Raw genomic sequence first — 21,103 nt, 5'->3', positions numbered from 1 at the left:
CACGATGGCCTTGACCGTTACGAAAACCAGTAATTGGACAATTGAGGACAGCGAGCAGCTCTACCGCATTCAGGGCTGGGGCGAACCCTACTTTGGGATTAATGCGGCGGGTCATGTCACCGTTTCTCCCAAGGGCGATCGCGGTGGGTCATTGGATCTCTATGAATTGGTGCAGGCGCTCCAACAGCGCAACATTGGCCTCCCCCTGCTACTGCGGTTTTCCGATATCCTTGAGGATCGCATTGAGCGACTGAATGCTTGCTTTGCCCGCGCCATTGCCCGCTATGGCTATCAGGGAGCCTACAAGGGGGTCTTTCCCGTTAAGTGCAATCAACAACGCCACATCATTGAAGCCCTCGTGCGCTTTGGCCAGTCCCATCAGTTTGGCCTAGAGGCAGGATCAAAACCGGAATTGCTGATTGCCTTGGCCATGCTCAATACACCGGGGGCACTGCTAATCTGCAATGGCTATAAGGATCGCGGCTACATTGAAACGGCTATTCTGGCGCGTCGCCTTGGCCACACCCCGATCATTGTCCTTGAACAGCCCGAAGAAGTCGCGGAAGTGATTGCTGTCAGTCAGGCTTTGGGCATTGAACCCATTGTGGGCGTGCGGGCAAAACTCAGTACCCAAGGGGTGGGGCGCTGGGGCACTTCTGCGGGCGATCGCGCCAAGTTTGGTCTCACCGTGCCAGAGATTTTAACGGCAGTCGAACAACTGCGAGAAGCGGGGATGCTCAATTCCCTGCAACTGTTGCACTTTCACATTGGCTCGCAAATTTCTGCCATTAGCGTCATTAAGGATGCGATTCGTGAGGCGGGGCAAATTTATGGTGAACTGGTGCGCCTCGGTGCCAATATGCAATACCTTGATGTGGGCGGTGGCTTAGGGGTGGATTACGACGGCTCCAAAACCAATTTCCATGCCTCGAAAAACTACAGCATGCAAAACTACGCCAGTGATGTCGTGGCCGGCATTAAGGACGCCTGTCGGCAGCGAGGCATTCCCGATCCTATCCTCATCAGTGAGAGTGGCCGCGCCATTGCCTCCCATCAATCGGTATTGATTTTCAATGTCTTGGGGGTCAGTGAAGTGCCCAAAATTACCCCCGAACCGGCCACGGAGGACGAGCACCTGATTATCCGCAACCTCTACGACACCTACCAAACGATTGATGAGAACAACTACCAAGAGGCCTACAACGACGCCCTGCAATTCAAGGGGGAGGCCATCAGTCTCTTTAACTTTGGCTACTTGAGTTTGCCAGAGCGGGCACGGGCAGAAAGTCTCTTTTGGGCCTGTTGTGCCAAAATCCTCGGCATTGCTCGCCAGCAGGAATATGTGCCCGACGATCTCGAAGATCTTGAGAAAATCATGGCTTCGATTTACTACATCAATCTGTCGGTGTTTCAGTCGGTGCCTGATAGCTGGGCGATCGATCAACTGTTTCCAATCATGCCAATCCACCGCCTCGATGAAGAACCCACAGAACGGGGCATCCTTGCAGATCTGACCTGCGACAGCGACGGCAAAATTGACCAATTTATTGACCTGCGGGATGTGAAATCGGTCTTGGAACTGCATCCCTTTCGCCCAAGGGAACCCTACTACCTTGGTCTCTTTCTCAACGGTGCCTATCAGGAAATCATGGGCAATCTCCACAATCTTTTTGGGGATACGAATGCCGTCCATATCCGTCTAACTCCCAAGGGTTATGAAATTGAGCACCTAGTGCGGGGCGATACAATGCAAGAAGTCCTCGGTTATGTGCAGTACCAAGGGGATGCCCTGTTAGAAAAAATTCGCCGTCGCACTGAGGCAGCGCTGGCAGAACAGCAAATTACATTGGCAGAAGCGCAGCACCTGCTAGAAAACTATGAGCGGAGTTTGCGCAGCTACACGTATCTATCCTCTTAGGGAAAGCGATGCTGGGAACATTTCAGTCAAGCCATTTGCGCATTGAGGTGCCGGCCACCGCAGACCAACTGCGGGAGTATTTGACGCAGCCAGCACAGTTACGGCAGTGGTTGTGGCCCCTACAGGTTCAGACGACGGGCGATCGCCTGCAAGTGGGGGATACCTTCACCAGTGAATTCCTGTGGTTAAAACTGGAACATCGCGTGGAACTACTCACAGCAGAGCGACTGGTATTGGTACTGCGGCAGGCCATTGAGGGCTGGCAAGAATGGTCGTGGGGAGAGGGCTGGGTACAGTCCTGTATTGAGGGGGTGACACCGCTGCCTCTAGAGTTGGGGCAGACTTTCCTTCTATGGCGGTTGAAATCAGTGCTGAGTGAAACGGTAGCAAGCTGAGGGTCGAAGAACGTTGAAGCGATCGCGCCAATTGGGATGGATCTTATTCTTGAGTGCCCTGCTTCTCAGCAGTTGTGAGGGCAGTGGGCTACAAAGTTGGTTTGCTGCTGACCCCAATGCTGATCAATGGGCAGGGAAGGCACCCACGCCAGAACCGACGACAACGCTACCAGAGAATTTACGGTTTCCTAATGCGATGCTTGTAGCCAATCAGCCCCAAGCGGGGTCACCCCAGACGACGGAAACCCGCTGGCAAGCACCCGCGCCGGCGATCGCCATCCAGCAATTCTATAGCCAACAATTTCAACAGTCGGGCTGGCAACTGGTGGAGCAACAGGTAGCCGACAATACGATCACCCTCAAGGGGCGCAGTGCTGAACTGGAAGTGAGCGTCACCATCAACACGGTGCCAGAAAATAACCTGACAACCTTCACCGTGGCCTACACACCCGTCAATAGCACCACGGCCACACCGTCTCCCCAGCCCACCCATTCCTCCCCCCAAACGTTCGCTGATCTAGAGGACGCCCCTGCCCCCCTACAGCCGGCCATTCGTGACTTGGCAGAACTGGGGGTTCTCAGCACCACGGGCGATCGCCTGCAACCCAATACCCCCATCAGTCGTGCTCAGTTTGTGCGTTGGTTGGTGACCACCTACAACCGCTTTTATGCCGATCGCCCCGCACGCCAAATCCGCTTGGGCAGCCGCAACGACACACCCATTTTCCAAGATGTGCCCCGTGATCATCCCGACTTTCCCTATATTCAGGGACTGGCGATGGCAGGATTTTTGCCCAGCCCCCTCACCGGCGATACTAGTACCCTCTTTCGCCCCAATGCTCCCCTTACTCGCGAAACGCTGTTGCAGTGGAAAGTGCCCCTCGATCAACAGGGGCGGCTCAGTCCCAGCACGATTGACCGCATTCAGCAAACATGGGGCTTCAAGGACAGTCAACGGATTGCTCCCCCCGCCATCAATGCCGTGGCCGCTGACTATCTCGCGGGGGATCTCTCAAACATTCGCCGCGTTTGGGGAGAAACCCTCTTGCTCCAGCCCCAAAAACCCGTCACCCACGCCGAAGCCGCAGCAGCCCTGTGGTATATCGGCAACGGGACCGAGGGACTCTCAGCAGCGATGGTGAAGCAAGCACCGCCCTCTGCCTCCTAGAACCTTGCTAGATTAGAAATCCGAGTCAATTGTTACGATTTGCTGAACTGATTGCTGCCTATGCCTTGGCCCTTATCCCGTGGTTACCATCGTCAAATTGCCCGCCTCGAAATTACGGGGGCGATCGCTGGGGGTACTCGCCGTCGTGTCCTCAAAGCCCTGAAAACCATTGAAGAACGGGGCTATCCGGCACTACTGGTGCGCATTGACAGTCCCGGCGGAACCGTGGGGGATTCCCAAGAAATCTATGCGGCCCTCAAGCGTTTGCAGTCGAAAATGAAAATCGTTGCCAGTTTTGGCAATATCTCTGCCTCTGGCGGGGTCTATATCGGTATGGGGGCACAGCACATCATGGCCAACCCCGGCACCATTACGGGCAGTATTGGCGTCATCCTGCGGGGCAACAATTTGCAACGGCTCCTCGACAAGGTGGGGGTCTCATTCAAGGTGATCAAGTCTGGCCCCTACAAGGACATTCTTGCTTTCGATCGCGACCTCACTGAGGAAGAAATCCGCATTCTCCAAGACCTCATTGACACCAGCTATCACCAATTTGTCCAAACCGTGGCCGAAGGCCGTAACCTCGATGTGGAAACGGTACGCAGTTTTGCCGATGGCCGTGTCTTTACCGGTGAACAGGCCCTTGCTCTCGGACTGGTGGATCGCTTGGGAACCGAGGAGGATGCCCGTCGCTGGCTGGCGGAATTGGCAGGACTTGACCCCGACAAAACCAAGGTGCAAACCATTGAAGAACCCAAGTCGCCCTTGGCTCGGCTGTTTCCGCGTCAGCAGGAACGATTCCCCTTTCCGTGGCAAGCGGGTCTCGACTGGTTGGAATTTGAAATGGCCACCAATGGACTTCCCCTATGGCTCTATCGCCCCTAAGCTGGATACAGTACCCTTGCGGATATCTTGATGGAGGAGCACACTGTGGGCTGGCGCGTCCGAGCAATTCGTGGAGCAACTACCGCCACTGAAAATTCAATTCCAGCAATCCGTGAGGCGGTTTTGGAACTCCTCGGCGAGATTGAGCGGCGCAATGCCCTCGATTTCTCGGAAGTGATTAGTGTGACCTTCTCTGTGACCCGTGACCTCGATCAAATCTTTCCGGCGGCGATCGCCCGGGAATGTCCCCATTGGCGCAACATTCCTCTCCTCGATGTTCAACAAATGCATGTGGAGGGAGGCTTACCCCGCTGTATCCGCTGCTTGATTTACTTCAACACCCCCAACCCCGATCAACCGATTTACCATGCCTACCTGCGCCATGCCCAGAGCCTCCGTCCCGATCTGGCAATGCACGGCGACTACCATCCCCTCCATCTGTCCTCTCATTCCCTAGGTTAACTATGACCGCTCTTGTCCGTGACTACATGACCCCCAACCCCTTTACCATTCGTGCCGATGCCCCGATTTCTGAGGCAGTTCGCCTGATGGAAGAAAAACAGGTGCGCGGCCTCCCCGTGGTGGATGATAAGGGCAAATTGGTGGGCTTGGTGTCTGAAGCTGACCTGATCGTGCGCGAAGCGCCTCTCGAGCCACCGTTGTACATTACGTTCCTCGGCAGCATCATTTACTTTGAGTCTCCAGAATCCTTTCATCAACACCTCAAGAAAACCCTTGGCCAACAGGTGCAGGATGTGATGACCCCTAACCCCCACACCATTGGGGTGGATGCCCCCATTGCCGAAGCGGCTCGCCTCATGGTGAATCACCACATTAGTCGCCTGCCGGTCTTGAATGCCCAAGGAGAATTGGTCGGCATTATTAGCCGTCATGATCTGTTGCGCGCCCTGCATACCCAAGAAACTTCTGCGTGACGTTTGTCAAATTGGCCTGACACTAACTTTCAAGATTGGTGACTTCCCATAGAATAACCACAGGTTCGCTCGCGATCGCCTGAGGGTTCTTTGATCATGACCGCTTCCCTTGATTTGATTTGGCAGCAGGCACGGCAGGGTCAAGCAGAGGCCATTGCCCATTTGATGAACCGCACGCTTCAGGCCAAGGGAGTGCGTGCCCTCGTTCGGCGACGGGGTGACTGTTTACAAATTATGTTTGAAGCGGCGCGATCGCTCCCTCCCCAAGTCTGCGTTCAGTTTGTTTGCCGAGGCCTCAAGCAATTGGCGCCCCAAGGCGTTCTACGTGTACGGCTCCATGCTCGGCTCCTTGGCGAAGAATGGCCAGAATGGACACAGACCGTTGACTTACAGGAGACCTTACCAGCGGCGCCGTCTGTGCAGGCAAGCTCAAATCCAACAACACCTGCCACCACGCCATCCCATCAAGCGGTCAGTGCTTTTGCCCTCAGTTTACTGGCGATCGCGGGCACGAGTGCCGTTGCCCTTACCCTGCAAAATCAACTCAGTGTCGATGCCCCGCCGAGTGCGGAACCCAGTCCAGCCATTACAACCCCTGAACCCGACGTTCCCCTTGTGCCCCCCCCACCCGCCCCGAGCGATCGCCGGCTGCGGATTAAGGCCGTTGGCGATATTGTCCTTGGCACCAATTTTCCGAGTAACCGCTTGCCTGCGGATCCACAAAAGCTCTTTGCCCAAGTGAAACCCTATCTTCAGGGGGCAGATCTCCTCTTTGGCAATTATGAAAGTACCCTCACCGATCATCCCCATCCCTTCAAAAACACCAGTAGTGGTCGTAGTTTTGCCTTTCGCTCACCGCCCAGCTATGCACAGGTGTTGCGCCAAGCTGGTTTCAATGTCCTCAACATTGCCAACAACCACAGCTACGACTTTCATGAGCAGGGATTTCGCGATACGATTCGCCACATCAACGCCGCTGGCATGACCGCCATTGGTGATCTCAATCAAATTACCTACCTCGAAGTCAATGGCCTGAAAACCGCATTTATTGGCTTTGCCACCTACTACGGCCAAAATCGCATTCAAGACCTCAAGGCCGGTGCCGCTCTTGTACAGAAGGCCAAGCAAAACGCTGATATTGTGGTTGTTAGTTTCCATGGTGGCGCCGAAGGCAGCGATCAAATTCACACCCGCGATCGCACCGAGTACTTTTATGGCGAAGACCGCGGCAATGTGGTTCAGTTTGCCCGCACCATGATTGATAACGGTGCCGATTTAATCTTAGGTCATGGCCCCCATGTCCCCCGTGCCCTTGAATTGTATAAAGGCCGCCTCATTGCCTATTCCCTAGGGAACTTTGTCGGCTATCAGACCCTGAGCAGTCACGGCACCCTTGGCAAGTCCTTAATCCTAGATGTTGAACTCGACGGTTCTGGCCGCTTCCTTCAAGGTAAAGTCATTCCTGTACGCCTCGATGCCAAGGGGATTCCCCACATTGATCAAAACTTTGCCAGTGTGCAACTGATTCGCCGTTTAACCCAAGCCGACTTTCCCAACACTCCCTTGCAGATTGAACGCCTCGGTGAAATTGTCAGCACCGATTCCCAATCCTAGTCTTCCTCTGGTCGGTGAGACAACTGTTGGTGCTCAATTTTGACCGGTAGAAACTTAGGAATTTGTGTAATAAGGGATTCGGCTATGGCATCGTTACATCCTTGATAAAGAGGCACTCTGCGAGGAGGCCCCGGCACATTAAGAGTGAAGTAAATCTTGAAATGATTCTGTTCCCAAGAACGGTCATGCCTGCCTTGTATCACTTCGACATATTTTTGGACAATCATTGCCTCTATATCGGGAAAGTCATATTCTCTGCGAAATTTGGTTTTCGGATTCTCCCATATAATCTTTCTTGTAGACCGATCAATGATTAATGTTTCCTTATATTTCAACAACTCTGACATACGAGGATAGTAGAATCGCTGATAAGAGACTGCTAAGAAGTTAACCGTCAAAGGCAAAGTCAAAATAGATATAATTGCACTCGGTAACCAATCACGGTTTCTATAGGTATACGTCTAGGTTTCTCGATTAGACTACAGGAATCTTGATAATCAGTCTTGTGCCGCTTTCATCGCACCACAATCTCCCCCACCCCATCCACCAACAGAGGAACCCCCATGATCCTCTAGGCTCCAAGAAGCGCAATATTTCCGTCGGTGACCACGTCGAACTATTTCCTCTTTGATTTCAATGTTACTCCCTGAGACGTATTCAACTAACATTTCATTTCGTTTATACAATCCCCAAAACCAATATTCTTTAACTCAGCACTGGGCAGTGGCGGTCATATCTTTCGTTTCAGTGCGCTGACAACTCAACTGTACTGAAAGGATGGGAGAAAAGTATAATTTTAAGAAGATGATTATCAAGCCAGCAAGCATCCATAAAAGAGCCATTTCATCAGCAACGGATGAACCTTCTAGCTTGATTTGAGATTCGTTTTTCTTTGCGATGTTCATTTTTAATAATTTATTAAATTTTGACAAAAATTCTCTATCTCATCCCTATCTAGCAGGGTAACAATTTCACCTTGGAGATGGCTTTTAGGTTTATAGACTAGTAAACAAAATTTAGTGGTTTTTCATTTTCAATTCCTATGAAAAGGGCTGTGCACTAACTTTCACAGCGTTGCGAGTGTGCGATACTTGTGGAAAGGGCTGTACTGCGATGCAAAGCTTCAACCAGTGAAAAAGCGAGTCACATTGACATTCCCTCGACGGACGATTCAAATGCCCGTCACCTATCGCCTAGCCAAGGACTTTAACATTGCTGCCAATATCATTCGCGCCCAAGTGGCACCTAACCAAGTGGGCAAACTGGTTCTAGAGTTGGCTGGGGACATTGATCAAATGGAGGCCGCCCTAGAATGGTTGCGGCAACAGAATATTGAGGTTTCCCTTGCCAGCCGTGAAATTGTGATTGATGAGCAGGCCTGTGTCCACTGTGGCCTCTGTACGGGGGTATGCCCCACTCAGGCGCTGACGCTGCATCCAGAGACGTTTCAACTCCAATTTACCCGCTCCCGTTGCATTGTCTGTGAGCAATGTGTGACCGCGTGTCCGATGGAGGCGATTCACACCAACTTTTAATTCAACTCCTCAACTCCTCCTCAAGGGTCACGTCTTGATAGATATCAGACAAGTGGCCTTGCCAAGCGATGCTCTTGAGTTCAACCGAATTTTGTGGCGGGGAATAGGCCTGCCAAACCCATAAGCCCGAGGTACTGCGACGAAAGGTCTCTAGCCGCTGCTGACGAGTATTGACCAGCACGTATTCCTCTAGCGTCTCAAGGCTTTGATAGTCAAGGAACTTATCGCCGCGATCAAAGGCCTCTGTTGAAGGAGAGAGCACCTCAATCACCAAGCAAGGAAAAGATTTATAGAGAGAGGTTTGCCGATCCCGTGGATCGCAGGTAACAAAAAGATCCGGATAGTAAAAGCAATTTCGCTGCTCCAGACGCACTTTCATATCTGAAATGTAGAGACGACAGCCCCGTTGGCGCACCGTTGGTCGTAGCAGAGTTGCCAAATTTAAGGCTAAGGTGACATGGGCATCGCTTGCCCCTGCCATTGCGTAGATCTGACCGTTGATGTATTCGTGCTTGACCCCACTTTGGGTTTCCCGTTGCAGATAGTCTTCAGGACTCAGTTGTGGCGAAGGTTGCGTGCTCATTGGCAGCCTAGAATAGCCAACGCTTATCTCGCTACTATTGATCCTAGGGTACGAAGAAAATTATGACCCAACAACACGGATATTGGGCACTGGCAACGCTGGCGGGGATGATGCTCCTGATTGCCCCGGCCAAGGGGGTGCCTGTGGTGGCACTGCCAGAAAGTTTTTATCGGGCGATCGCCAGCCAAGACTGGGCAACAGCGGTGCAAATTCTCGATCAGGTCATTCGTGCCCATCCCCAACAGGCGCCAGCCCTTACTAGCTATCGTCAAGAATTGGTGCGGCTGCAACAACTTCCCCGAACCCCTGCTCCGCCCATGGCAACAGTGATCACCCAGCCCAGTGGCATCGTACCGATTCTGCGGCGGCAGGGAGGAATTCCCGTTATCCCAGTGATGTTTAATCAACGGTTACGGTTTGAGATGCTAGTGGATTCAGGCGCCAGTATGACAGTGATTACGCGATCGATGGCACGCGCTTTAGGCATTACCCCCGCTCAAGTGGTGGATAATCGCCTGTTTCATACCGCGAATGGTCAAGTGGTGCTGCCAGTGGTCTATGTCCAATCCATCAGCGTCGGCGGTTTTCATCGGAAGCAAGTGCCCGTTGCTGTCGCTGGGCCTGAAATGACCATTGGCCTATTGGGGCAGGATTTTCTCCAGCACTTTGATGTCAGTTTGCGGCAAGATCATATTCAGTTGCAGCGTCGTCCTTAGGCAATGCCCATTCTCGCCCAAGCGGTCTTAGCCAGTCACAATGTCGGTAAAGTCAGAGAGTTTCAAGGCTGGTTACAGCCATGGATTGGGGAGTTGCTGCCCCTGCCAGCCACGCTTGAGATTGCTGAAACTGCGGATTCCTTTGTGGGCAACGCCTGTTTGAAGGCCACCACTGCTGCTCAGGAGCTGGGAACGTGGGCGATCGCCGACGACTCGGGGCTAGCCGTTCATGCCCTTGAGGGGGCACCGGGGATCTACTCGGCTCGCTACGGTGCGACGGATGCTGAGCGTATTGAGCGTCTATTACGGGAAATGGCCGGTGTCAGCGATCGCGCCGCTGAATTTATTTGTGTCATTGCCCTCGCGCGTCCCGATGGCACGATTGCCGTTACGACCGAAGGACGGTGTGCAGGCGAGATTTTAACGGCGCCCCGCGGTCGGGGGGGGTTTGGCTACGATCCTATCTTTTGGGTGCCCAGTCAGCAGCGTACCTTTGCCGAGATGAGTCCCACTGAAAAGCAACAGGTCAGTCATCGGGGTCAGGCATTGCAGCGGCTGCGGGAGTATTTGCAAACCTTTCATCCGTAGATTCACGGTTGTTGGCAGCAAGCTTTTTGTCCTACACTGACGCCAATAGTGTTCCTCAACCAACCTGTGGCTCCTATGCAAGAACGGGTCTAGCGTCGCAAAGTTGCATTCAGCAATGCCCTTCATTGAAAGAAGTTCATAGGGAATATAATGAAAGGAAGGGGGCACGTCCCTTAGGCCCAGTGGCAGTCTTCTTGCCGTGATTCAAAGCAAAAACTATGGGCGATCGCGAATTAATAGACCAATTTATTAAAGACTTGATTCAGAAAAATTCGCGAATGCTCTCGAATCGGCACCTGCGCGTCGAAACCACCTTTGATGAAGTTCAGTTGATTTCCTACAAAGATGGCATTGTTGCTCGGGTGAAAACAGATGCCCCCACCCTTGCCATTGAAGTACGAGATGCCTCCCCCTATCGGCCTCTGATTCAAGAGGTAATGGTAGACTATGAGATCTTCCAAGTCGGCGTGGCTCAAACCCCCGGATGTTTACGTTACGAACATCGCACCGTTCCCGAAGGCTATGTGATCCAATACACCGAAGCGGGAGTGCTGTGGAAAGACCGCTGGGCACGGGGTAAGCGACGCGGCGCTCTGACAGGGGGTAACTCCCTTGGGATGGATGCGATGATTCTCTATCGGGGCACTTGGTATCCCATTCAAAGCGTCAATGCGGCCAATGGCTTTGTTGCCATTCGTACCTTGGGCGGGGAAGCCACCTACAGTGCCTCTGACTTTCTGGTATGGCTAAAAAAAGAGGAAAAAGACACCGCCGAGAGTCCCAGTCAGATCAGTGCCTACAAACGGGGAGAACGCATGGGAGACATTGACAGCGCCCCCACCCAAATCCTTGAGGCTACGGAAATTATGGCTGCCAAGGCCAGTGGCACCCCATCAACGCCAATTGCCTCCCCTGCTGGCGAACCGGAGAAGGAAGAAGATCACGCCGTCATTTTGCCGTCAGCGCCACCAGTACCTGCAGTTGCAGCAACAGTTTCAACCCCCTCTGAGCCTGCACAACCGGTTGAAGCCACCCAAGACCATCCAGCGGCCAACTACGAGCACGCCGTCGGCTATTCTCACCCCAACTATGACTACTTCCAAGGGTATCCAGCGGCCAACTACGAGCATTCCGTGGGCTATCCCCACCCCAACTACGACTATTCCCAAGGGTATCCAGCGGCCAACTACGAGCATTCTGTGGGCTATCCCCACCCCAACTATGACTATTCCCAAGGGTATCCAGCGGCCAACTACGAGCACTCCGTTGGCTATGCCCATCCCAGTTATGGTCAGCCCTACCCGCCCCAAACCTACCAGCACATTGATCCCAACATTCAGATGGCGCTGACGTATCTCCAATCCAGCTTGGCCTATCTGCTACAAGTGGAGCCAAAAAACGCCAATATCCATGCAGCCATTCGCGCTACCAGTATGGCGATTCAAAATCTCCTCACCCTTCTCAATGGTTAGCGGCTCTCGGCGAGGGGATGCAGGCGAAGGACACTTTGAATCATTGCCCAAGCGGTTTTAATCTCAGGCACACGAACTTCATCCCATTGGCCGGGTTGACAGTAAAGATAACGAATAAAGCGACGTTGCTTTGGCAAAGAAAAGGGAAGAAACTGCACACCAATCTCTAGAGCCGTGGCGTTTTTTCCTAACGCAACCATTCTTGACCACCGCAGTTGGATCGGTAAGCGCAAGTAGACCAAAGGGCTCGGCGCCAGAAAGTGCAGTTCGCCTCGGGGGTCATCTAACAACTCCGCCGGCAACCTATTGAGGCGTATTCGTGCCCCCTCCTCAGACAGGTCAACCGTTTGTCCGCCATAGCAGTTGTTCCCAACGATGAGTTCACAGGGTTCAGAACGCAGGAACCGCGGATGTCGTCGCTGCGGCACATCAATGGCCACCAGAGCACAGACCAAAATCAAGAGAAAGTTGTAGCTAGACCAGACCATGTTAATGGCCAAACTATCGGGATTGACCAGCGTCTCTTGCAAAGGCGAACTCCGCCAAATGAGACCAAACATCATCAGAGCGGCAATGATTAACAAGGGACGAATGACTGGCCAATTAACATTGATGCGATGGGGATCCACAATCCCCTTAGGCGTGACTTTGAAGGTTTTGCCCCTAGGACTGATCAGGGTGCGGATCACTGTGATAGCCATGGGAAAGGCAATGATGGTTTCATAAACATCGGACCAAAAGGCGGAGCGGCGGCCTTCGGTAAGCCAAGAAAAGGCCATGATATTGCCCAAATAGTAGGGACAGTAAAAGTACACTACCTCGTTAATTGTGGCGCGCAGCGGCGCCAGCCCAAACAGTAAAAAGGCCAAGGGCGCCAGCAAAAAAATAACGCGGGGAATCGAGAGCAGCCAATAGAGCACGCCAAGGCTATGGTAAAAACGCTGCAGGAAGTTGAGGTTAGGAATGGTAAAAAAGTTGTCCTTGAGAAACAGTATTTGCAGGGTACCTTGTCCCCACCGCAATCGCTGGTTAATATAGGCGCTGATGGTTTCTGGTGACATTCCTGCTGAGAGGGCTTCATTCAGATACTTGATCTGATAACCACGCCCCTGCAAATAGAGCGAGGTGAGGTAATCTTCGGTGATACTGTCGGTGGGGATACCGCCAATTTCATCGAGGGCACGGCGGCGAATCACAAAACAGGTGCCACAACACACAACGGCGTTAAAGAAATCGCGGCTGGGCTGAATGAAGCGGAAAAACAGCGTCTGCTCGTTGTTGAGAATCCCCTCTAGCCCTAGATTCACAGTCACTGGATCCTCATTGAAAAAGTGTTGGGGGGTCTGTACCATTGCCGTTTTCGCATCTTGGAAAAAACCCACCGTGCGGGTGAGAAAGTTGCGACTCGGCACAAAGTCGGCATCAAAGACGGCAATCAACTCCCCCGTGAGCGTGGGCAGTGCATGGTTAATGTTGCCAGCTTTGGCATGGCGGTTGTCGGGGCGATCGCGATATTCACAGCCCAGTTCTGCAGCTAGGGCACGCACCGCCGGCCGTCGGGTATCGTCCAGCAAGTAGATGCGCTTGTGGGGATAGTCCATGGCTTGGCAGGCAATGACTGAACGCCGCAAAATGTCCACCCCTTCGTTGTAGGTGGGCAGAATCACATCCACCCAAGGCAAATACTCCCCCCGAATCACGGCTTGGCTTAGGCGATCGGCCTCAGGGCTGCGGTCTTTGGAAAAGATACACAGGGCAAAAAAGCAAATGGTATTTGTTAGGGTCAGTAGTTCAGCGATAAATAACAGAATCGAAATCGTGCCATTGAGGGGATCATCTAGGTTGAGGCTGTTAAAAAAACGCCAGAGGATATACCGCAGTGCCAACAGGGTCAGCCCCAAACCCACAATAAAACGCGACCAAAAATTGGGCTTGGGGGAAATCTCCTTCAGGAAGAACGTAATGGCAATCCAGACTAGTGTGGGCAATAGGAGTGCTTGAAGCGTCGTGCCGTCAGCCCGCAGCAGCGCTTTCCCCTCGTGCCAAAGACCGACTAAGTTGGGTAGAAAGTTTTGCCAATCCAGTTGACTCAGCAGGACGGCCAGAAATGTGCCACTGCCCAACAGTAAAAGCCACAGATCAGGGCTAATACGTCGCGATCGCGCAGGTGCCTGTGGTGTAGGCGGCCTCGATGGCTGAGAAACCCTAGGGGATAGGTTGTTAGTTTCAAGTAGCTTCATGGGAACACAGTCAGTTGGGATGAAGCTCTACATCCTGTACTCACTCAGAGTTGAACAACGCCACGACCTCAAAATTACGATCGGGTGAGCAACTCTTTAGATTTCAACTATTTTCAATGCTTTGATCAATGAATCTTGGATGTAGCAGTCGTGTTAATTGATTTGATGAATAACAATGCTTCTACATGCAAGACTAATTATCAGCAAAATTTCCGACTGCCTAGAATAATTGCAGCGAATTCGTAGGCTAACAAATATGGCCAGTTTGGCTTGGCAAGAATGGGACAGATGTAATTTTTCACCATGGTGCTAATCCATTTAGGGAACTTACCTCTAGTGTACCCAATGCTTTAGCAAAACTAAGCCTATACCGAAAAATTAAAGCAAAAATTCAACAATGGGCTAGCGACTTTCCGCAAGGGGATGCAGGCGAAAGACGCTTTGAATCATTGCCCAAGCGGTCTTAATTTCAGGCACACGAATTTCATCCCATTGTCCCGGTTGGCAGTAGAGGTAGGGGATGAGACGACGGTGCTCTGCCAAGGATAGATCCACAAAGCGAATGCGCATTTCGACAGGGTTGCTGCTCGCCCCCTGCTGAAGTTGAATCAGGCGCTCCTGATCGTGCCAGCGCAGCTCTGCCGAGAGCCATAGATCTGCGAGTTCGCTAGGAGGCAAGAGGCGAAATTGGGCACTGTAGGTTCGTAATCCCTGCGGTGAAGCATGGTTTTCCTGACAAGTGTCACAGTGGCGGATTTGTAAGCGGGCGCCCTCTTCAGAAATATCCACAGTTTGCCCGACATAGCGATCGCCCCCAACAATGAGTTCGCAGGGTTCAGTCCGCAGGAAGCGGGTAAAACGGCGCTGCGGTACATCAATGGCCACCAGCATACACACCAACAAAAGTGACAAATTATAGATTGACCAGACCATGTTCACCGCCAAACTATCGGGATTGACATTCGTCTCTTGAAGGGAAGAGCTGCGCCAAATCAAGCCCCCAATCGTCAAAAGGGCAATCACCAGCAGGGGGCGAATGAGTGGCCAATTAACATTGATGCGGTGGGGATCCACAATCCCCTTGGGCGTTACCTTAAACGTTTTGCCCCGCGGATTGATGAGGGTGCGAATCACCGTGATGGCCATGGGAAAGGCAATAATTGTTTCATAGACATCCGACCAAAAAGCGGAGCGGCGACCCTCAGTCAGCCAAGAAAACGCCATGATATTCCCCAGATAGTAGGGAAAGTAAAAGTAAAGAATCTCGTTCACCGTTGCTCGCAAGGGAGCAATACCAAAGAGCAAAAAGGCCAACGGTGCCAAAAGAAAGATCACCCGCGGAATGGAAAGAAACCAGTAGATGATACTCAAGGAATGGGAGAGGCGCTGCGTTAACCGCAGATTAGGGGCAGTGAAAAAGTTGCCCCCCAAAAAGAGCATTTGCAGTGTGCCCTGCCCCCAGCGCAAGCGTTGGTTAATGTAGGCACTAATCGTCTCCGGCGACATCCCCGCCGCCAAGGCTTCATTGAGGTATTTGACGCGATAGCCAAGGCTTTGCAGCTTAATGGTTGTCATGTAGTCTTCGGTGATACTGTCTGTGGGAATGCCACCAATTTCATCGAGGGCACGGCGGCGAATCACAAAACAGGTGCCACAGCACACCACAGAGTCCCAGTAATCGCGGCTGGGCTGAATAAAGCGGAAAAACAGCGTCTGCTCGTTGTTGAGAATCCCCTCTAGCCCTAGATTCACAGTCACTGGATCCTCATTGAAAAAGTGTTGGGGGGTCTGTACCATTGCCGTTTTCGCATCCTGGAAAAAACCCACGGTGCGGGTGAGAAAGTTGCGACTCGGCACAAAGTCGGCATCAAAGACGGCAATCAACTCCCCCGTGAGTGTGGGCAGTGCATGGTTAATGTTGCCAGCTTTGGCATGGCGGTTGTCGGGGCGATCGCGATATTCACAGCCCAGTTCTGCAGCTAGGGCACGTACCGCCGGCCGTCGGGTATCGTCCAGCAAGTAGATGCGCTTGTGGGGGTAGTCCATGGCTTGGCAGGCAATGACTGAACGCCGCAAAATATCCACCCCTTCGTTGTAGGTCGGTAAGATCACATCCACCCAAGGCAAATACTCACCGCGAATCACTGCTTGACTGAGGCGATCGGCTGCGGGTGTGCGGTCAATGGAGAAAATACAGTGAAAGAAAAAGGCTACACTATTGAGAACTGTCAGCAATTCTGCCAAAAAGAGAACGACGGAGATCGTGCCATTGAGGGGATCATCCAAGTTGAGGCTATTCAACAGGCGCCAGAGTTCATAGCGAATCCCCAATAGGGCAAGACCCACACTGACAATCAGCCGTGACCAGAAGGTCGGTTTAGGGGAGAGTTCCTTTAGGAGAAACGTGATTGCCAACCAGACAAACGCCGGCAGCAGTAAAGCCTCAAGTGTGGTTCCTTGGGGGCGCATGATGGCTTGTCCCCCATGCCAAAAACCGACAAGATTCGGTAGTAAATCTCGCCAGTTCACTTGCCACAGCAGTACCCCTAGGAGGGCGAGAATGCCTAAGAGCAAGAGCCAGCCATCGGCTTGCAACGACTTGAGGCGCATGATTTAGCTTCTAAACACCACTTCGACACTTTGGCCCACACCACAGAAACGCTCAGCGGTTAAGTCCTCTGGTAGGTTGTAGAGTTGAACATCAACCGCCAGTTCATTGCGCACTAGATCGGGGGGGGGCACAGCCACATTTTCACCCACTTCGACTTTACCTGGCCCGCCGCGAATGGCACGGACAATCCCCGTTAGCCGGCGATCGCTCCCATCCAATAAGCGCACTGTTGCTTCCTGACCCACCTGCAGGCGAGGATTATCCCGCTCCGCCACCAAGCCCGTTGCCCAAACATCGCTACAGTCGAGAATTTTAACGATCGGATCCCCTGCGGTCAGGGGAATACCCAAATCCCCTGTTTTGTGGATCACTGACCAAACCACTGCGGTCGTCGGTACTGTCACGGGGGCAAGGCGTTGCAGGGAGAGTTGCTGTTTGATATTGGCAATTTCACGGCGTAGCTCGGCAATCGTTGTGGCCACTGCCAAGCGTTCAACCTCAATATCGACCAGTTCAACTTGCAAATCAATCAAACGGATCTGGGGAAAACTAAAGGTGCGTGATGCATCGAGTTGCAGTCCTTGGCGAGCCGCTTGTAGGGCTGTTTGTTGGCGGCGCAGTTCGGCCTGTTTACTCTCAACAAATTTCGCTGCTTGCTTGGCACGGGAAACGGCTTCATCGGCGAGTTGGCGCGCCACAGCCCCTGTTTCCACTAAGCTGGTATAGCGATCGGCTTCAATGCGGGCAATGGCCAGAGCTTCTTGGGCTTGGCGCAGTTCCCCTAGGGTACGCTGCACTGCCTCTTGGGCAAAGCGAACTTCAAGGGTTTGCTGACTCTGCTGATAGCGATCGAGTTGAGAAATCAGAGCCATACGGCTGTTGCGTTTCTGTTGCAGTCCCTGCTGCTGGGAAAGGGCGACATTGAGTCGAGTTTCTAGATTTTGGCGATCGGTTTCCAGTTGGGGATTGCGATCGTTGCGGATGGTACCAATTTCCGTACCGGCATTCAGGCGTTCGCCAGGGCGCAAGTCTTTTAGGGTTAGGGTGCCGGGGATCGTGGCATAGAGGGTAATCACTGTGCCATTGAGGTAGCCGACACGACTGACCACATTGCGCTGTCGCCACCAGAGGAGATAGACCGCTAAGCCAATGAGCGTCACCCCCAAGCCAATCCGCACTATCCGAAAAATGCGGCGCCGTTTCTCAGTTTGTGGGGGTTTGGTGGCAACTGCACTGGAAGATGATGAGGTATTCATATTCGGTTTTTCCACTGCCACAGCTCAGCAACATACTCAACAGGAAACCCATGCTCCTTTGCCCCTTGGAGAATTGTCTCTAAATAGTCGGCTGAAGGCCACAGGGTTTCATCAATAAAATCCTCCCCTGCCACATAAGTCAGAGCTGTTATCGCCTGACCCGTGGACGTTATGACTCTAACAAATTCATGGCGGTAATGTCCCCACTTAACACCTTCGTAAAAATCTAAGCGTTCAATGTCTGCTTCTGTGCAGCGATAAATCACACCCCAAACAGAACGGTGAGGATCAGGGACAACATTTGCTTTGCCAGTGCCATCATTACTGCGTTTATTGAACACAAGGCGATAGCCCCGCAGTTCAGCAACTTCAGCAGTGGGGACGGTACCGATGCGACGTTTTTTTTGGGCGGTACAGAGGTTGCTGCCGTAGGCAAAGTACCAGATACAGCCGTTGTCTAAAATATGGGAATCATCAAGGGGGAGTGATTCGGTCATCAAGCAGTTGAGGAATAGAGTTGGCGGTAAACTTCCATGAGGGCGATCGCCACCGAAGCCGAGAGATTCAAACTGCGCACCGCCGGCTGCCACATGGGAATTTTCAAAAAGGCGTCACAGGTCGCTAAGACTTCGGCGGGGATGCCATCGGGTTCGCTGCCAAAGATCAGCCAATCACTCTCAGCAAAGCTAAAGTCCCAGTAAATCTGTTGGGCTGAAGGCTCAAAGGCAATCAGACGACCCCCGCTATGGGTAGTTTTGAGGAACGTCGGCCAGTCGGGGTGGCAGTGCAAGGTGACATAGGGCCAGTAATCAAGACCAGCTCGCTTGAGGTAGCGATCGCTGAGTTCAAAGCCCAAGGGTTCAATCAGATGCAGCGGTGTGTGGGTGGCAGCACAGGTGCGGGCAATATTGCCTGTATTCGGGGGAATTTGGGGATGGACAAGCACCACAGCAGGCATGGCGTTGAGTCAGTGGCAACTAGAGACTTAATCCGTTGTCGCCCGGCCACTGGGGGTTAAGCCGCGCCGTCCCTCTTCGCGGGCATAGGTTAAAAAGCGCTGTAGATGCTCTAAATACTCAGAAGGGGGCAGGGTTGCTAATTGGGCGATCGCTTGGGCAAGGGGCAAGTCCCGCCGATAGAGAATCCGAAAGGCTTCCTTGAGGTTGCGCATTTCTGCCTCCGTCACCCCCGCTCTTTGCAGCCCCACTTGATTGAGGGCACGAACCCGTGCGGGATGACCTTCCACCAGCATATAGGGGGGCACATCCCGATCTACCCGTGCCATGGCTCCCACCATTGCCAAGCGGCCAATATGGACAAACTGATGAATGCCCACCATACCGCCAATGCGAGCCTTTGATTCAATGCAAACATGGCCCGCGATCGAGGCCGCATTTGTAATCACCACCTGATCCTCAATCACACAATCATGGGCCACATGGACATAGGCCAGCAACAGATTGTGGTTACCAATAATTGTGGCATCCCCTTCGCCGTTGGCACGGTTGATCGTCACGAACTCGCGAATGGTGTTGTAATCCCCAATACGTAGGGCACTATTGGCACCCGTATATTTTTGATCCTGAGAAGCCGTGCCGATGATCGCTCCCGGAAAGATACGATTACCTACCCCCACCTCCGTTGGCCCTTCAATAATCACGTGGGCACCAATTTCGGTATGGGCACCAACGCGCACCTGTTCGCCAATCACGGCATAGGGGCCGACCCGAACTGTGGGATGTAGCTCGGCACTGGGATGAATGACAGCAGTAGGATGGATCAGTGTTTGCATCATTGATTGTGACTAGTCCACCAGCGAGAACATCATCTCGCCCTCACAGACCAATTGACCATTCAACTCAGCCCGTCCTTGCATTTTGCCGATGCGCTGCTGCTTGACAACAAGAAGCTCGGCCCGCAGGATTAACTGATCGCCGGGGAGGACGGGACGGCGAAAGCGCACCTTATCAATGCCCGCAAACACAGAGAGCTTATCCTTTGCCCAATTCATCTGCATCAGGACAACCCCTCCCACTTGGGCAAGGGCTTCCACAATGAGCACCCCCGGCATAATTGGGCGACCGGGAAAGTGCCCTTGGAAAAAGGGTTCGTTGATCGTGACGTTTTTCAGCCCCACGGCATACTTTTCTGGAACATAGTCAATGATGCGATCCACCAGCAGAAAGGGATAGCGATGGGGGAGCAATTGCTGGAGATCCGTTACCGTCAGCACAGTGGTGGGTGGGGAGTCAGTCAACGTTGGCATAGGGATAGGGGTCAGCTTCACATCAAAGATATACACAAATCATAGGGGAGAATGGTTGCCGACTAAACCATCTGTTGGGCGATCGCCCGTGCCAATTGGGTATGCAGATGATGACTCGCCCGATAGGCGACATAATGCGCGATGGGGGGTGTCCCTAGGAGGGCTAAATCTCCCCAAAGATCGAGTAATTTGTGGCGAACGGGTTCATCGGCAAAGCGTAACGGCGGGTTGACCCAACCACTGGCACTGCACACCAGAGCATTCTCTAAACTGCCCCCCTGAATCAGGCCTTGGCTGCGCAGATACTCCACTTGTTCGGCAAAACCAAAGGTACGGGCAGGGGCAACGGCCACCGCTAGTTCTGAAGGGGTAAAGCTACACCACTGGCGACCAATCGCCGCATAGGGGAAGTCAATGCCATAGGTGAGGCGTAGCTCAGGAGCAGGAATGGCACTGACAAAGGCTGCTCCTTCGTAAATGGTGACAGGTTCCTTCAAGATGACTGCTGGCCGAGGAATCTCCTGAGGGACAACACCGACCCTTTGAATGCCTTCTAACCAAGGTTGCGCCGAGCCATCGAGCACCGGCACCTCAGAGCCTGTGATCTCAATCGTGACATTATCAATACCAGCGATCGCCAGCGCTGCCAAGAGATGTTCAACCGTGCGCACACTGGCGCCATTGGCGACCAACTCCGTTGCCAACTGAGTGGATTGAACCGCATCAATCTGAGCAGGAATCACGGGCTGTCTCTCCAGATCAAGGCGCACAAACTGTCGCCCCGTGTTGGCGGGTGAGGGTTTCAAGGTCACTTCAACTGATTGACCAGAATGCAAACCTACCCCTGACCATTGGGCAGCCTTTCCAAGAGTTTGCTGTGCAGTTGCAGTCGGTGCCGTTGGTACAGAGGTCGTTACCATG

General features: G+C 52.9%; 20 protein-coding genes. 11 read left to right on the top strand and 9 right to left on the bottom strand.

Going from position 1 to position 21,103, the window contains the following annotated elements:
* Positions 1-4: 4 nt before the first annotated feature.
* From speA to RHH81_RS11540, 8 genes are all read left to right on the top strand, one after another.
* Positions 5-1,918: a biosynthetic arginine decarboxylase gene (speA, locus tag RHH81_RS11575; protein WP_206201700.1), complete on the top strand. Its 1,914-nt coding sequence runs from the start codon at positions 5-7 to the stop codon at positions 1,916-1,918.
* 8 nt (positions 1,919-1,926) lie between these two features.
* Positions 1,927-2,313, top strand: a complete 387-nt coding sequence (locus RHH81_RS11570; RefSeq protein ID WP_302678360.1) for a hypothetical protein — start codon at positions 1,927-1,929, stop codon at positions 2,311-2,313.
* 49 nt (positions 2,314-2,362) lie between these two features.
* Positions 2,363-3,481 carry an S-layer homology domain-containing protein gene (locus tag RHH81_RS11565; RefSeq protein ID WP_310743078.1) on the top strand — a complete coding sequence of 373 codons (1,119 nt, stop codon included), beginning with the start codon at positions 2,363-2,365 and terminating at the stop codon, positions 3,479-3,481.
* A gap of 60 nt (positions 3,482-3,541) precedes the next feature.
* Positions 3,542-4,366: a signal peptide peptidase SppA gene (sppA, locus tag RHH81_RS11560; protein ID WP_149819639.1), complete on the top strand. Its 825-nt coding sequence runs from the start codon at positions 3,542-3,544 to the stop codon at positions 4,364-4,366.
* A 30-nt stretch (positions 4,367-4,396) separates the two neighbouring features.
* On the top strand, positions 4,397-4,828 hold the full coding sequence (aroH, locus tag RHH81_RS11555; RefSeq protein WP_149819637.1) for a chorismate mutase: 432 nt from the start codon (positions 4,397-4,399) through the stop codon (positions 4,826-4,828).
* A 2-nt stretch (positions 4,829-4,830) separates the two neighbouring features.
* Entirely contained in the window at positions 4,831-5,301 is a 471-nt protein-coding gene (locus tag RHH81_RS11550) for a CBS domain-containing protein (RefSeq protein ID WP_206200294.1), read from the top strand.
* A gap of 96 nt (positions 5,302-5,397) precedes the next feature.
* Positions 5,398-6,915, top strand: coding sequence for a CapA family protein (locus tag RHH81_RS11545; RefSeq protein WP_206200293.1), 1,518 nt, complete (start codon positions 5,398-5,400; stop codon positions 6,913-6,915).
* 1,130 nt (positions 6,916-8,045) lie between these two features.
* Positions 8,046-8,450 (top strand): NIL domain-containing protein, encoded by a 405-nt coding sequence (locus RHH81_RS11540; RefSeq protein WP_206200291.1) that lies wholly within the window; start codon positions 8,046-8,048, stop codon positions 8,448-8,450.
* 1 nt (position 8,451) lies between these two features.
* On the opposite strand, the gene RHH81_RS11535 is transcribed toward RHH81_RS11540, so the two are convergent.
* Positions 8,452-9,033 (bottom strand): Uma2 family endonuclease, encoded by a 582-nt coding sequence (locus RHH81_RS11535; RefSeq protein WP_206200290.1) that lies wholly within the window; start codon positions 9,031-9,033, stop codon positions 8,452-8,454.
* Positions 9,034-9,095: 62 nt separating this feature from the next.
* Here RHH81_RS11535 and RHH81_RS11530 point away from each other — a divergent pair, with 62 nt between their 5' ends.
* The 3 genes from RHH81_RS11530 to RHH81_RS11520 all read left to right on the top strand — a co-directional run bounded on the left by RHH81_RS11530 (position 9,096) and on the right by RHH81_RS11520 (position 11,809).
* The gene (locus tag RHH81_RS11530) at positions 9,096-9,749 is read left to right on the top strand and encodes a TIGR02281 family clan AA aspartic protease (RefSeq protein ID WP_206200289.1); all 654 of its coding nucleotides are present in this window, start codon (positions 9,096-9,098) and stop codon (positions 9,747-9,749) included.
* A gap of 3 nt (positions 9,750-9,752) precedes the next feature.
* Positions 9,753-10,337: an RdgB/HAM1 family non-canonical purine NTP pyrophosphatase gene (gene rdgB, locus RHH81_RS11525; RefSeq protein WP_310743077.1), complete on the top strand. Its 585-nt coding sequence runs from the start codon at positions 9,753-9,755 to the stop codon at positions 10,335-10,337.
* Positions 10,338-10,615: 278 nt separating this feature from the next.
* Positions 10,616-11,809 (top strand): hypothetical protein, encoded by a 1,194-nt coding sequence (locus tag RHH81_RS11520; protein ID WP_310744297.1) that lies wholly within the window; start codon positions 10,616-10,618, stop codon positions 11,807-11,809.
* Here RHH81_RS11520 and RHH81_RS11515 read toward each other — a convergent pair.
* From RHH81_RS11515 to lpxC, 8 genes are all read right to left on the bottom strand, one after another.
* Positions 11,806-14,049: a glycosyltransferase family 2 protein gene (locus tag RHH81_RS11515; protein WP_310743076.1), complete on the bottom strand. Its 2,244-nt coding sequence runs from the start codon at positions 14,047-14,049 to the stop codon at positions 11,806-11,808. The two genes, RHH81_RS11520 and RHH81_RS11515, sit on opposite strands and share 4 nt — an antisense overlap.
* A 402-nt stretch (positions 14,050-14,451) precedes the next feature.
* On the bottom strand, positions 14,452-16,659 hold the full coding sequence (locus RHH81_RS11510; RefSeq protein WP_310743075.1) for a glycosyltransferase: 2,208 nt from the start codon (positions 16,657-16,659) through the stop codon (positions 14,452-14,454).
* 3 nt (positions 16,660-16,662) lie between these two features.
* The gene (locus tag RHH81_RS11505; protein ID WP_310438555.1) at positions 16,663-17,916 is read right to left on the bottom strand and encodes an HlyD family efflux transporter periplasmic adaptor subunit; all 1,254 of its coding nucleotides are present in this window, start codon (positions 17,914-17,916) and stop codon (positions 16,663-16,665) included.
* The gene (locus RHH81_RS11500) at positions 17,913-18,413 is read right to left on the bottom strand and encodes a gamma-glutamylcyclotransferase family protein (protein ID WP_206200283.1); all 501 of its coding nucleotides are present in this window, start codon (positions 18,411-18,413) and stop codon (positions 17,913-17,915) included. The genes RHH81_RS11505 and RHH81_RS11500 overlap by 4 nt, the downstream gene beginning before the upstream one ends.
* Complete coding sequence (locus RHH81_RS11495; RefSeq protein ID WP_149819613.1) at positions 18,413-18,874, bottom strand: tRNA (cytidine(34)-2'-O)-methyltransferase; 462 nt, start codon at positions 18,872-18,874, stop codon at positions 18,413-18,415. Before RHH81_RS11495 ends, RHH81_RS11500 begins: the two co-directional genes overlap by 1 nt.
* Before the next feature lie 27 nt (positions 18,875-18,901).
* Positions 18,902-19,708 carry an acyl-ACP--UDP-N-acetylglucosamine O-acyltransferase gene (lpxA, locus tag RHH81_RS11490; RefSeq protein ID WP_315862932.1) on the bottom strand — a complete coding sequence of 269 codons (807 nt, stop codon included), beginning with the start codon at positions 19,706-19,708 and terminating at the stop codon, positions 18,902-18,904.
* Between the two features lie 12 nt (positions 19,709-19,720).
* On the bottom strand, positions 19,721-20,182 hold the full coding sequence (gene fabZ / locus RHH81_RS11485) for a 3-hydroxyacyl-ACP dehydratase FabZ (RefSeq protein WP_310744296.1): 462 nt from the start codon (positions 20,180-20,182) through the stop codon (positions 19,721-19,723).
* 62 nt (positions 20,183-20,244) lie between these two features.
* Positions 20,245-21,102, bottom strand: a complete 858-nt coding sequence (gene lpxC / locus RHH81_RS11480; RefSeq protein WP_206200281.1) for a UDP-3-O-acyl-N-acetylglucosamine deacetylase — start codon at positions 21,100-21,102, stop codon at positions 20,245-20,247.
* Between the last annotated feature and the right edge of the window lies 1 nt (position 21,103).

It is taken from the genome of Thermosynechococcus sp. PKX95 (genome assembly GCF_031583295.1).
Classification (GTDB): Bacteria; Cyanobacteriota; Cyanobacteriia; order Thermosynechococcales; family Thermosynechococcaceae; genus Thermosynechococcus.
Note: the sequence above shows the minus strand (reverse complement) of the source record. Positions and strands in the feature narration are given on the sequence as shown.